The sequence below is a fragment of the Rhodococcus sp. ACPA1 genome, from assembly GCF_002300195.1.
GTDB lineage: Bacteria > Actinomycetota > Actinomycetes > Mycobacteriales > Mycobacteriaceae > Rhodococcus_F > Rhodococcus_F opacus.
Window position 1 is genome coordinate 407745 of the sequence record NZ_NSDX01000003.1, and the last position, 13041, is coordinate 420785.

Genomic DNA, 13041 nt, shown 5'->3' on the forward strand with positions numbered 1-13041 from the left:
CGATGGAGAAGTACAGGTTCGACGGCCGGGTTGCGGTCGTGACCGGTGCCGGTCGCGGGATCGGGCGGGCCTATGCGCACCTACTCGGCGGGCTGGGCGCGAAGGTCGTGGTGAACGACCTCGGGGGCACGATCGACGGGTCCGGTGCCGATGGCAGTCCGGCGGAGACCGTGGTCCGGGAGATCGTCGACGCCGGCGGCATCGCGGTCGCCGACGTCAGCGACATCTCGACCGTCGCGGGTGGCAAGCAGGCCATCGACACGGCATTGGAGAATTTCGGGCGGATCGATGTTGTCGTGAACAATGCGGGCAATGTCCGGTTCGGGGGTCTGCCCGGGGTGGATGCGGACAACATCGACAGTCACCTGGCCGTCCACGTCAGGGGCGCCTTCCACACCTCCCACGCGGCGTGGCCGCACATGCTCGAGCAGAACTACGGGCGCATCGTCATCACCACCTCGATCGGGATGTTCGGGCTGCCGGACAACCTCGGGTATGCCACCGCCAAGGCGGCGGTGATCGGGATGGCGAACAGCATGACCCTCTCGGCCGGGGAGCACGACATCAAGATCAACGTGATCGCACCGAATGCGATGACGCGGATGGGTGGCGCCCCGTCGGACGGCATGGACCAGATGCGCAAGGGGCGGGACGAGCCGAAGTCGGACATGGACCCTGCGCTCGTCGCCCCGATGGTGGGTTACCTCGCGCACGAGGCGTGTGAGGTCAGCGGGCAGACCTACCTTGCGGGGGCCGGGCGGTTCGCGCACCTGTTCGTGGGGGTGACGGAGGGGTACCTGCATCCCGATCCGCACAGCGTGACCATCTCGGACGTCGTCGACGGAATGGCGCGGATCACGGATCGGTCCGATTTCTACATTCCCGGCAGTCTGATGGATTGCGTGACGCACTACATGGCACACCGATGAGGAGGACGACACCATGAGCGATGGCAGCGGTGACAAGGTTTGGCCGCATCATGAACTCGGTCGGAAGCTGAACAACTGGGGGCGGTGGGGCGACGACGACGAGATCGGCACGCTGAACTTCGTCACCCCCGAGAAACGGGTTTCCGCGGCGCAGTTGGTGCGGACCGGGAAGGCGTTCGATCTGGGGATGCCGTTCGACAAGGACGGCCCGTTCAAGGGTGGGGGGTTGCGGACCAATCCGATTCACGTCATGACGTTGCTGCCGTCGGATACGGCGAAGACCGCGGATGGGTTGATCTCGGCGGACGACATGATCATCACCGGGCTGCAGTCGGCGACGCAGTGGGATGGGCTCGCTCATGTGGGGTATGGCGGGAAGTTCTACAACGATGTGCCTGCGGGGGCGGTCAACAACTTTGTGGGTGCGTCTCGTAATTCGTTCCACAGGGCGGTCGATCGGTTGATCTCGCGGGGGGTTCTGCTCGACATTGCCGGGCTCAAGGGTGTGGATCGGCTCGCGGACTCGTATGAGATCACCGAGGCGGATCTGTTGGCGGCGGAGCAGCGTCAGGGGGTGCGGGTGGAGTCCGGTGATGTGGTGTTGTTGCGGACCGGATCCTACCGGTGGTTCCTCGAGGGTGACCGTGAGCATTTCCTGGGTAACGCTCCGGGTCCGTGTCTGGATACCTGTCAGTGGCTCTACGACCGGGAGGTGGCGGCGTTGGCGATCGACAATCATTCGGGTGAGGTGTGGCCCAGTCCGGTTCCTGGTGCCACGATTCCGTTCCATCAGGTCGTCATCCGTGACATGGGTCTGACGCTCGGTGAGATGTTCAATCTCGAGGAGTTGGCGGTGGACTGTGAGGCGGATGGGGTGTGGGAGTTCCTGTTCTGTGCTCCGGGGCTGAAGGTCACCAACTCCGCCGGATCCCCCGTCACCCCGATCGTGCTCAAGTAGGCGGCCGGCCGATGAGCACATACGCACAGGTGCACTCGGGGATTCAGGCGACGATCGCCGCGCATGCCCAGGCACAGGACGACGGCCGGGTCGACGACATGGTCGCGTTGTACTGGCCGGACGGGGTGGTCGAGATACCCGGATTCCCGACGCTCGAGGGCGCCGATGCCATCCGGGCGGCGTTCTCACAACCGGGCTGGCGCCCGGATCCCGCAAAACCGCAGCGCCACGTGGTCACCAACACGGTCCTCACCGAATGGAACGACCGTGAGGCGAAGGCAACGAGTGACGTCGTGATGCTCAAGAATGACGGTGTCGGGTGGTCGGTGGCGATCGTCGCGCGCTACCACGATCAGTTCGAGGTGTCCGGAGAACACTGGCTTCTCCGCCGCCGGTCCGACGAGTACATCGGTTTCCGGCCCTGACTGGGATGTACCGCACATCAGGTGCCCCCGGCGGGGATGCTCTCGCCGGGGCCACCCGGCGGCTGTGCTCGTTCGTACGGAGTGCACACCGTTCGGATGACAGGTCATGCTGGAGCGCAGATACTCTGTGCGAGAACGATTGTTGCGGGAGTCGGGCTGGCGATGTGTGCGCTCAACGGGGTGTCCCTTGTGTGAGCCGCGTCCGCATATCGCTGCCACCACACAATCAACTCCTAGCCGACTGAAGGGCCGCGCGACGTCAAGCCTTTCCGACAGATCCGCAATCGAGATGGGTGCCATGCAGATGAAGACCGAGCCAGTGGTGTACATGACGCACCGAGACGAAGTTCAGATTGTCTGGGACCCGAGCAAAGGCGTGAGCCCATCCAACACTCGGCTGACAGCAGCCGACCTCGGTGACGCGAAACGGCAATCCAGCTCGATTCCGATCGAGGACCGGGAGGCCAGCCCTCTACTGCTCGAGATCGAGGTGCTCATCGACACGACAGCCCGCGAGGCGCGTCGCGCGCTTGCCCGCCTCGAAGATGCCGGACAAATTCCCCCCACGGATTTGCATGCCTGCGACCGGCGTCGCCGCCCCATGAGATACATAGGTACCGTCCAGGGGTTGAGCGTCCTGATGCAGGACATCTGTGCGGTGGGGATCGCAGACGGGGTCGTTCTGATACCGCTGGCACCGAACCCTACCGAAGAACTCATCGCTGACGAGTTCGCAGAGCTGATCGTCAGTGAAGTTGCGCCCTGACGGTTCGTGATGTGCGGTGGTCCAACATCTTTGCCGGCACCGCGCGACCGGCGGGGGAGTGCTGCTGAGGGCGAGAGCTCTTCTGGGGCCAAGCCGATTCCCTTGTGGGAATCGGCGGAGGTCGGGCTATGGCTCAGTGGGATGCCGGCCTAGCGGGTCGCGGACCTTGGCTCGGCCGGTTCGCTTTGAAAAGAAGAATGGCTGGCGAATGTCTCTTCCGGTGTGCTCGCGACCATAGCCAACCACCTTGCATTGGCTCGTGCGACCGCGATATCCGTGAGGATTCGTTCTATTGACACGGCTGTTCGGCGAGGCGCGATCAGGGTGGCGCACGCAATCGCAGCGTCCATGATGAGCAAGCGCATTGGGAAGACCTCCTAGGTCTGCGGCAATGAATCGGACAGTCTTCTGAAGCCGGGAAAGATTGCTTCAGGGGAGGTCGGCAGGGGTCTCCGGCATGTCCGTGTGTCCACGATCATTCCTATCCCACCGTCCATTTCGGCGTCGGGGCCGTTGTGAGGAGACCTCTTGCCGAGCGGGTCTCACGCGATCAGTCGATAATTCGACCGATCGGTACATCTTATGTAGGCTAGCACACGGCACTCCGCGTAACGGATGATTTCGCCATCATTGATTGTACTGACCGATTAGTCTAAATTACTCAACTGATGCGCTGCACACCAAAGTGGAAGCGGGAGTTGCACATGAGGCTTGACGAACGCAGGAAAGAAGCGGGTGCCTGTCATACGGCGCTGCCCTTAGGGGCTTCCTCGAGGGAGATTCGAACTTTGCCACAACAGTGCCTGTCGTCTGCGGCGGTCGGAGGCATGGCATGACCGCCACAACACCCGAACGGGTGTTGGTGGTCGGCGCATCGGCCTCCGGGTTGTGCACGGCAGAGACCCTACGTCGCCAGGGATTCACGGGTGACATCTCCGTTGTCGGTGACGAGTTGCACACCCCGTACGACCGACCGCCGCTGTCCAAGCAAGTCCTGTCGGGGGTATGGGCGCCTGAACGGTCTGCACTGCGGACCGCGGAGGCCCTCTCGGAGCTGACCGCCGATTTCATCCTCGGCGACCGAGCAGTTGCCCTCGACCCACGTGCCCGGACTGTCCTCACGCAGTCCGGACGTCGGCTCGAGGCAGACGCCGTCGTGATTGCCACCGGCGTGCGTGCACGGGTGCTGCCCGAGCACAACGGACTATCCGGGGTGCACGTTCTGCGCACTCTCGAAGATGCCCTGGCTCTGCGGTCCGACATGCTTGCCGGGTCGCGGCTGGTAGTGGTCGGGGAAGGCGTCCTCGGCGCCGAAATTGCAGCCACTGGCCGTGCGCTTGGACTGGACGTGACCATGACCGGACCGCAGCCGGCGCCGATGGCGTTGCAGGTCGGCCCCTTCGTCTCGGGTCTACTGGCGGAGCTACACACCGAACGTGGGGTAGAGCTGCGCCTCGGAACCACGGTCACCAGCCTGACTGCCGACAACGGACGCGTGAGCGGGGTGCAACTCGGTACCGGGGAGGTGCTGCCCGCCGATGTGGTGGTCGTCGCGATCGGTGCTGTCCCCGCGACAGATTGGCTCCACGAGAGCGGACTGACCCTGGACGACGGGGTGGTGTGCGATTCGCGCTGCCGGGCCGCCGAAGGCATCTACGCGGTCGGCGACGTCGCCCGGTGGCATCACGAGCACCTCGGCAAATTGGTCCGGCTCGAGAACCGAACCAATGCCACCGAACAAGCTGCCGCCGTTGCGTTCACAATCCTTGGTGCAGATCAGCCGTACGTGCCGGTGCCCTATTTCTGGACCGACCAGTTCGACGTCAAGCTCCAGGTCTACGGGTCTCTGCCTATCGACGCAGAGGTCGACATCGTCGACGGTGAGGTCTCGAGCCGTCGATTCGTCGCCCGCTATCGCAGCAATGGCAGGGTCACCGGTGTCCTCGGGTGGAACATGCCCAAGCAAGTCCGTCTCCACCGGCAGGAGATTCTCGATTCACTCGACGCTGTAGGTGCGTCCGGCCCGAGTCGCTGAACATCAGGACAGAAACTCGCGATCGAGTCGGGCGGCTGCTCCTCGAGCTTCCGAGAGAAACGGACGCCTGGAACGCCCACTCGACGGTCGCCTCGCTTCCTCAATCGTCAGCCCACCATCTCGATTGTCGTATCCGAACTCACAACCTTGGGGAATCTCATGGACACCTCGGCACCGGGCAGCGCACGTACTGCAGGCCTCCAGCTGTCGTCTCGAACTGGGAATGGGAAACGGCAGGGGCCCACACCTGGGACCACGCGTGCCGCCGAGATGGTTGATTTTGCGATTCGCTGGGGCCCGTTCGGCGGTGACGAGTACATTTTCCCGGACTTCGGGATCTCTGTGGCCACCTTCTACCGGCGAGTGCTGACCATACTTCTGCAGGGGGCCGGACCCAGGATTGATCCCGAAACTCAGAGTGCGTTGATTACGCTGTGCCAGAGAAGGATCAATACGTCGATGACCCCTCGAACCCTTGGGTGATGATGTCTTCATACGGTTCACCATCGGCCACGCCACTCGACTTCTGCTGCCTGCGAAGGATTGTGTTGCAGATCTGTTCGTCGACTGTGGGATGACTGCTGCGTTCGAGTTCGCTCGGGTTTCAGCACTTGGTATTCGGTGCTGCTCGCGGAAGTGAGAAGTCCCCAGAGTGGAAGTGCTTCCACGGCTCTCGATCTGTGTATTCACGCCACCGGTCGGGCCGCCCTCGGCGGCGGGCAGCCCGACTGGTGCCGTCCGTCGTGTCCCTCAGGCCTCGGCCATCGGAGAGTGGTTGCGTTGAGGGGCGGGAATCGCCAGTGTGATCGCGGCTGCGACGAGCGCAACGCCACAGCCGATGAGCATGCCCGTACGGAATCCGGCCTCCGAGGGCACACTGTGTTCACCGAACTGCATGCTCATCTGAGACAGGACCAGACCGACAACGGCTGCGGCCACCGATGTTCCGACCGAACGCATCAAGGTATTGACGCTGTTGGCCGAGGCCGTCTCGGACTGTGGTACTGCGCTCATGATCAGCGCGGGCATCGCGCCGTACGCGAAGCCGACTCCTGCTGTACCGATGCACGTTACGATCACCAGCCCCCATGTCGACCCCATGAGTAGCATCGAAGAGCCGTAGCCGACGGCAATGATGAGGCAGCCGATGAACAGAGTGATCTTCGGCCCGCGGGCGGAGGAGAGCTTGCCGCCGATCGGGGATACCGCCATCATCACCAGTCCCGCGGGCGCCATCCATAGACCCATGGCGAGCATCGACTGCCCGAGTCCGTAGCCGGTTTGAGCGGGCAGCTGAAGGAGCTGCGGCACGATCAGTGACTGGGCGTACATCGCGAATCCCACCACGATCGAGGCCGCATTGGTCAGAAGCACCGGCCGGCGTGCAGTTACCCGTAGGTCTACGAGCGGGTCGGGCCGTCGCAGTTCCCACCATCCCCAGAGGAGCAGCACGATGACCGCGGCGGCGAACAGGTCGAGTGTCATCGTGCTCGTCCATCCCCAGGTACCGCCCTTGGATACGGCGAGCAGCAGGCATACCAGCGCCGTACCCAAGCCGATTGCACCAACAACGTCGAATCGGCCGGAATTGCCGTAAATGGGGATCGCGGGAACGACTCGCCATAACAGACCGAAGATCACGACGCCAAGCACGGCGACGACCCAGAACAGCACTCGCCAGTTCGCGTTCTGAGCGACAATGGCGGCGAGTGGGAGGCCGAGGAGGCCTCCGATTCCCAACGAAGCGCTCATCAGCGCAATCGAGGAGTTCAGGCGCTCCGGCGGAAGTAGATCCTTCATTGCACTGATTCCCAGGGGGATCAGGCCGGCGCCCAGACCCTGAATCGCGCGGCCGGCGATCATCGGCACCAGCGACGAGGACAGCGCGCACACCACTGAACCCAGAATGAGCGGCAGGGTGCAGAGCAGCAGCATCCGTCGCTTCCCGTACATGTCGCCGAGCCGTCCGGTAACCGGGGTGGCGACAGCGGCTGCCAGCAGCGTCGCAGTAATCACCCATGATGCGTTCGCCGAGGTCGTGTTCAGGATCGACGGAAGGTCTGCGATGAGCGGAACGACCAGGGTTTGGGTCAAAGCGGACGTAATGCCGGTGAAGGCCAGAACGGCGACCAGGGCGCCTGGCCGTACGCCGGGTGGTGCCGAGCGGGCCTCGGCTGTCACCGCATTGCTCATTATCAGACTCCACTCTCGAATCGGGCGAGGTGCCCTATGCATACAATGTGTATTGCGCATAGAATATGCATAGTGCACATTGATGTGCCATACGGCCGCTGGTTGAAGTGACGGAAGAGACACATGCACAAGCCCACACACCTGATCGAGTTCGAGACGATGCTGCTCGGCCGACACCTCCACTTTCTTGGTCCGGCGAGGCGCGATACTCCCGAGCGATTGGACCGCAGTGCATACACGGTGCTCAGCCGTCTGAGCGTGCAGGGGCCGATGTCCATCAGCCAGCTCAGCGAGGCATTCGCGTTGGACACTTCGACGCTCAACCGGCAGACCGCCGCACTCCTCAAGGCCGATTTCGTCGAGCGCATCCCTGATCCGGAGGGCGGGATCGCTCGCAAGTTTCGGATCACAGAGAAAGGCAGCAGCCATCTCGAGGCCGACCGCGAGTGGGCCATTGCGGGCCTGGAACGCGTACTGGTTGATTGGGATCCCGGCGAGGTCGCCGAGTTCGCCCGTTGGCTCGAGCGATTCAATACCGACATCGAGCGCCTTACCGGGCACCCGTGGCCCCGCCCGGTTCTCCCCTCGGGTTCTTCCGACCGAGGAGACCGCAAGGAACGGCACTCCTGACCAGCGCTCGAGCGATACCCTGAAGGGTAGGTGTCGAGAGGTTTTGTATGTCGTATCTCGTTAGGTCGTCACGTTCACCGATGTTCGACGGCGCGGGTAAGTGATCCGATGCGTGACGGGGATCCACTGGGCACCCAGCGATACGGGTCACCCGACGTCGTTGCAGAGCTGCAGGGTGCGGGGTTCGATGCGGCACATGAGATCGGTCGAGGCGGATTCGGCGTGGTTTATCGCTGTACGCAAAGTGCCCTCGACCGCACTGTTGCCGTCAAGGTGCTCACCGTAGATCTCGACGAGGAGAACCGAGCGCGGTTCTTTCGCGAACAACGCGCGATGGGCCGACTCACCGGGCATCCGAACATCGTCAACATCTTGCAGGTCGGCGAGACCGGGACCGGCCTTCCATACATTGTGATGCAGTACTACCCGCAGGACTCTCTCGACCAGCGACTTCGCCGAGGTGGGCCGCTGTCGCTGCCGGAAGCCTTACGTTTGGGGATCAGGGTGGCAGGAGCAGTCGAGACTGCGCATCGGCTCGGAGTACTTCATCGCGATATCAAACCCGCGAACATCCTGCTCGACGACTACGGTGAGCCAGTGCTGACCGATTTCGGTATCGCGCATGTGGCGGGCGGATTCGAGACCGCAACCGGAACAGTCACAGGCACGCCGGCGTACACCGCGCCCGAGGTATTGGCCGGCGATCCACCGACACCGGCCACTGACATCTACGGCATTGGCGCCACCGTCTTCAGCGCAGTCACCGGGCACGCCGCGTTCGAACGACAGAGCGGAGAACAGGTTGTAGCGCAGTTCCTGAGGATTACCACGGAACCTGTGCCCGACCTGCGCGAACAGGGGATCCCCGACGATGTTGCCGAATCGGTCGCACGCGCCATGGCTCGAGCACCGGGCCAGCGCCATGCCACCGCCGCAAGCTTCGGTGAAGACCTGCAACGACTGCAACATCACCATGGATTCACTGTCGACGACATGGCCCTGCATGCTGGTAGCGAAGAACAACACCGTGGCCCCCCGCCTGCAATCGGGGGACGCCGATCGCACGATCGCCGCCCGCGCATAGCGGGAAATCTGCCTCTCGAATTGACGAGTTTCGTGGGACGTCGCCGGGAGTTGACCGAAGCGAAGAAGATGTTGACGTCTTCACCTTTGGTGACGCTGACCGGACCCGGTGGCGTCGGCAAGACGCGACTGGCATTGCGAATCGCAGCAAGCATGCAACGGGAGTTCGAGCACGGTGTATGGCTGGTCGAGTTCGGCGAACTTCATGACGAATCCTTGCTGATCGACACGGTGGCCGGCGCATTGGGGCTGTGCTATATCTCCGCGAGGCCGTTAGGTGAGGTACTCGAAGAGTTCCTCGAGACGCGGAACCTCTTGCTCGTCTTCGACAACTGTGAACAGGTCGTCGGCGGTGTAGCCGAGCTGTCCGCGACGCTGATGCAGGTCTGTCCTTCGCTGAAGATTCTCAGCACGAGCCGGGAGTCTCTCGGTATACCCGGAGAGGCCGTACTGCGAGTAGCACCACTGACAGTCCCATCCACTGACCGTCAGCCGGCCTTGAAAGGATTGCCGAGGTACGACGCGGTGACGCTGTTCGCTGAACGCGCTGCCACGGCGGTTCCCGATTTCGAACTCACCGAGGACAACAAAGATGCAGTGGCGAAGATCTGTCATCGGCTCGACGGTCTGCCGCTGGCGATCGAGTTGGCAGCGGCCCGCTTGCGCGCACTGTCGCCCGAACAAATCCTCCAGCGCCTGTCCGACCGCTATGCGCTGCTGACGCGCGGAACACGCGGCGCCCCTACGCGACAACAGACTCTTCGACTGTGCTTCGACTGGAGTTTCGACCTGTGCGAGGAACAGGAACAGCACCTCTGGACGCGGTTATCGGTCTTTGCAGGGAGTTTCGGGCTCGACGCGGCGGCGCACGTCGGTGGTCCGGGTATCCCTCCGGACGAGTTGCTTGACGCGGTGACCTCACTGGTGGAGAAGTCGATCCTCCTCAGAGAGGAATCCGGTGCCGAGGTGAGGTTTAGAATGCTCGAGACAGTGCGGGAGTACGGCCGCGAGATCCTCGCACTGATCGACGACGACACCGCTCACCGTCGGCATCTGGAGTGGTACGAATCGCTGGTTCTCGAAGCAGCGTCCAATTGGATGAGTGCACGACAGCTCGACTGGATTGAACGCACGGGGCTGGAACTACCGAACATTCGAGAAACCCTGAAGTTCTGTGTGTCCAATGATCCGGCTGCCGGGCTCCGCATCGCGGGCGCGCTATTCGGCTTGTGGAGTTCCCAGGGATACTACAGCGAGGGTAGAAGTTGGCTCGACAGACTCCTGGCCGCATACGCAGGCCCACCCACCGTCGAGCTCGTAAAGGCGCTGTTCGGCGGTGCCTTCTTCGATGCGGCGCAAACCGGCAGTCAGACGAGCGAGATGACGGTACAGAGGGGGCACACACTTGCAGCATCCATCAACGACCCTGGACTACACGCCTTCATCGCACATGTCGACGGGCTCCTAGCCCTGCTCCGCGGTGATCTCACCCAAGCCTGCGCGTACCTCGAGAAAGCGGTAGCGGAGCCCGACGCCCGGAGAGAACCCATCTACCGCGTCGGCCCACTAGGCATGCTGGGGATGGCACACGAGTTACGTGAGGACATGGTACGGGCGATCGAATGCCATGAACAAGTCCTGGAACTCACCGAACAGTACGGCGAAACCTTGTGTAGATCGTTTTCTTTGTGGGGAATGGGCCTTGCCGTGTGGCAGGAGGGAAACCCCAGTCGTGGAAGGGAACTACTCGAACAATCGTTGCAGTTGACGTGGCCCGCACGGTTTGTCCGAATTGCCATATCATGTCTCGAGTCCATCGCCTGGATCTCTGCGGAGGTCCGAGATACGCAACGTGCAGCAGTGCTTCTTGGAGCTGCAGAAGAACTGGGGCGGTCGGTCGGTGGCGCCGTCCAGTTTCCCGACCTGATGACCTACCACGACGAATGTGAGAGAATCGCTCGCTCGGCACTAGGACAGAGGGCATTCGAATCTGCCCACCGCCAAGGGCGTCTCATGGATTTCGACGCGGCTGCAGCATTCGCGCTCGGTGAACAAGCTCCCTCCGGCGCTGAACCCGTCAGTCCCACAGTACGTCTGACCAAGCGAGAGCGTCAGGTCGCGGACCTAGTCGCAGAAGGCATGACGAACAGGGCGATTGCGGCGAAACTGGTGCTGTCGGATCGAACTGTCCAAGGACATGTGGAGCACATCCTGGCGAAACTTGGCTTCACATCGAGGGCTCAGGTCGCGGCATGGGTCGTCGAGCAAGCCCACAGTGCGCCTGACAGTGGTCGTCGACCGTAGCCCTCGCCGCTGCCGCACTATCGTGCAACCTGGTGCGGGACAACCGTGTTGTTCCACGACAACGACTGCTGCATCACGCTCCTCCACGACCCGTCGGATCGCTGGGAGCAGCGATTCAACGATGGCAAGCAACCGAGCAATGCCTTGAACGCCGGTAAGAAGGACCGGGCAACAACGCAAGAAGGAGCTATTGCTTCAGTCGAAACTCAAACTGCCACTGGGGTGCATGGGAGACACTCTGATGTCCCCGCGGGACCGGATTCGGCCGAGTTGCCGAAGGCGGTCGTGAAACGCGCCGACAATATCGCGGGTGTCGTTGAGACGCAGGATGATCCTGTGTGGGCTATGATCCACCACGCCGGCGCCGAATTGATAGCCCACCAGTGCCACCTTCTCGACGAATGGCCCGGTCGCAACTACCTCCAGTGAGGAGACATCCCGGTAAACATCATCTTCCCTGGTATCGAGGCGGATCTTCACAACATCGACGAAGCGATTCATCTTCTTCACCAGCAATTCCGTCTGTACCCCAGGCGGAAGGGCGGCCGATACCGTTATTCCATGGCGGTCAGCTCGCAACGAGCACCACGAAGACAAGGCGATCAGTTCGACACCGTGGCGGTGGAAGAGTCCACCTAGTTGGCGCACAAGACCGCGCGAATCGATGCACTCGATGGAGAAGGTCACGGCGTCGGTCGTCGATTGCTCTTCTGGGAGCGAATTCGATGTGCGGAATTCAAGATTCGCGGAGGCGGTCATTGTCAGCTCCGAGTCGTAGGTGGGTCGATATTTTCGGCGGGATCAAGCGTCCATAGAGGCGACCTATCTCTCAGTCGAGTGTCGATCAGTACCGAAGGACAGTTGGCGCGAACTCCGGTGAAGCCCGTATATGTCGGGCTGACCCGGACGATCCGTTTACTCACGTGGGCGTACCTCGTCGGCGAGGCCGCGGAGGCTTGGAAGGTCTGCGGGATCTACGTAATCGACGTAATACCAATATAAGCCGTCACGCAAGAGCCATGAGGCGAGAGGGCCGTTCTTGTTCCTGATAGCTTCGAGGAGGTCCTCGTGGTGGCGAACAGACAGCAGCATTTGTGCTCGACTGTCGCCGGAGTCAGTGATCCGTTGTTGTGTGAGGCGGAGGACTGATTCACGGACCGCCTCGCCGGAGAACTCCAGCAGGGGATTGCTGCAGGTGCGCGCAACCGTTCGGTGGAAGTCGAGGTCAGCGGCACTGAACTCTGCGTATCCGAGATCGATGCCGGCGCGCATCCGGGCATTTGCACGTTCGAGTTCTACCAAGTCCGATTCACTACGATTGCTGGCGGCCAGGAGAACAGCAGCGCTCTCGATGATCATGCGAAACTGCAGCAGCGAGGCCAACCCGACAACCTCGCCTGCAGTGAGGCGGGTAAGTGACTTCTGTAGAAGGTGCGAGCTTGCAGACAGTACGATGGGCCCACGTCGGTCTCCAAGTCGCGACTTCACAAGGTGATTGCTTTCGAGGACCCGCAGCGCCTCCCGAATTGTCGGACGGCTGACGCCATATCGTTCGACGAGTTCCCGCTCGCTGGGAAGGTGATCGCCGGGGTTCAACTCGCCAGACAAGATCGCGTTCTCGATCGCGTCTGCAATCTGCTGATAGACACGCGCCGGCTGTGCCGACTCGGACCTGGCCGCCACTTGCAACTCCTCACGCCGTCCCTGACCCGTTCGTA

The 13041-nt window shown here is 62.3% G+C and carries 10 protein-coding genes; 7 read left to right on the forward strand and 3 right to left on the reverse strand.

Annotated features, from left to right (window positions below; genetic code table 11):
• Positions 1-2: 2 nt before the first annotated feature.
• The 5 genes from CJ177_RS12430 (at position 3) to CJ177_RS12455 (ending at position 5113) form a co-directional block, all read left to right on the forward strand.
• Positions 3-929 (forward strand): SDR family NAD(P)-dependent oxidoreductase, encoded by a 927-nt coding sequence (locus CJ177_RS12430; protein ID WP_095867850.1) that lies wholly within the window; start codon positions 3-5, stop codon positions 927-929.
• Between the two features lie 13 nt (positions 930-942).
• Positions 943-1887, forward strand: coding sequence for a cyclase family protein (locus tag CJ177_RS12435; protein WP_061040522.1), 945 nt, complete (start codon positions 943-945; stop codon positions 1885-1887).
• An 11-nt stretch (positions 1888-1898) separates the two neighbouring features.
• Positions 1899-2312, forward strand: a complete 414-nt coding sequence (locus tag CJ177_RS12440) for a nuclear transport factor 2 family protein (RefSeq protein WP_061045988.1) — start codon at positions 1899-1901, stop codon at positions 2310-2312.
• Between the two features lie 298 nt (positions 2313-2610).
• Entirely contained in the window at positions 2611-3078 is a 468-nt protein-coding gene (locus tag CJ177_RS12445; RefSeq protein ID WP_095867851.1) for a hypothetical protein, read from the forward strand.
• Between the two features lie 832 nt (positions 3079-3910).
• Positions 3911-5113, forward strand: coding sequence for an NAD(P)/FAD-dependent oxidoreductase (locus CJ177_RS12455; RefSeq protein WP_095867853.1), 1203 nt, complete (start codon positions 3911-3913; stop codon positions 5111-5113).
• Between the two features lie 750 nt (positions 5114-5863).
• Here CJ177_RS12455 and CJ177_RS12465 read toward each other — a convergent pair.
• Positions 5864-7306: an MFS transporter gene (locus CJ177_RS12465; protein WP_061697069.1), complete on the reverse strand. Its 1443-nt coding sequence runs from the start codon at positions 7304-7306 to the stop codon at positions 5864-5866.
• Positions 7307-7465: 159 nt separating this feature from the next.
• Here CJ177_RS12465 and CJ177_RS12470 point away from each other — a divergent pair, with 159 nt between their 5' ends.
• Positions 7466-7936 carry a MarR family winged helix-turn-helix transcriptional regulator gene (locus CJ177_RS12470; RefSeq protein ID WP_306453391.1) on the forward strand — a complete coding sequence of 157 codons (471 nt, stop codon included), beginning with the start codon at positions 7466-7468 and terminating at the stop codon, positions 7934-7936.
• A 108-nt stretch (positions 7937-8044) separates the two neighbouring features.
• The gene (locus tag CJ177_RS12475; RefSeq protein ID WP_095867854.1) at positions 8045-11323 is read left to right on the forward strand and encodes a protein kinase; all 3279 of its coding nucleotides are present in this window, start codon (positions 8045-8047) and stop codon (positions 11321-11323) included.
• Positions 11324-11518: 195 nt separating this feature from the next.
• On the opposite strand, the gene CJ177_RS12480 is transcribed toward CJ177_RS12475, so the two are convergent.
• Both CJ177_RS12480 and CJ177_RS12485 read right to left on the reverse strand, forming a co-directional pair.
• On the reverse strand, positions 11519-12082 hold the full coding sequence (locus CJ177_RS12480; protein ID WP_061697067.1) for a hypothetical protein: 564 nt from the start codon (positions 12080-12082) through the stop codon (positions 11519-11521).
• A gap of 156 nt (positions 12083-12238) precedes the next feature.
• Positions 12239-13006, reverse strand: coding sequence for a FadR/GntR family transcriptional regulator (locus CJ177_RS12485; RefSeq protein WP_218835107.1), 768 nt, complete (start codon positions 13004-13006; stop codon positions 12239-12241).
• Positions 13007-13041: the final 35 nt, after the last annotated feature.

Coding starts and splice junctions, on each gene's coding strand:
- CJ177_RS12455 (WP_095867853.1), top strand. CDS start 3,911: ATGACCGCCACAACACCCGAACGGGTGTTGGTGGTCGGCGCATCGGCC.
- CJ177_RS12465 (WP_061697069.1), bottom strand. CDS start 7,306: ATGAGCAATGCGGTGACAGCCGAGGCCCGCTCGGCACCACCCGGCGTA.
- CJ177_RS12445 (WP_095867851.1), top strand. CDS start 2,611: ATGCAGATGAAGACCGAGCCAGTGGTGTACATGACGCACCGAGACGAA.
- CJ177_RS12440 (WP_061045988.1), top strand. CDS start 1,899: ATGAGCACATACGCACAGGTGCACTCGGGGATTCAGGCGACGATCGCC.
- CJ177_RS12470 (WP_306453391.1), top strand. CDS start 7,466: ATGCTGCTCGGCCGACACCTCCACTTTCTTGGTCCGGCGAGGCGCGAT.
- CJ177_RS12430 (WP_095867850.1), top strand. CDS start 3: ATGGAGAAGTACAGGTTCGACGGCCGGGTTGCGGTCGTGACCGGTGCC.
- CJ177_RS12480 (WP_061697067.1), bottom strand. CDS start 12,082: ATGACCGCCTCCGCGAATCTTGAATTCCGCACATCGAATTCGCTCCCA.
- CJ177_RS12475 (WP_095867854.1), top strand. CDS start 8,045: ATGCGTGACGGGGATCCACTGGGCACCCAGCGATACGGGTCACCCGAC.
- CJ177_RS12435 (WP_061040522.1), top strand. CDS start 943: ATGAGCGATGGCAGCGGTGACAAGGTTTGGCCGCATCATGAACTCGGT.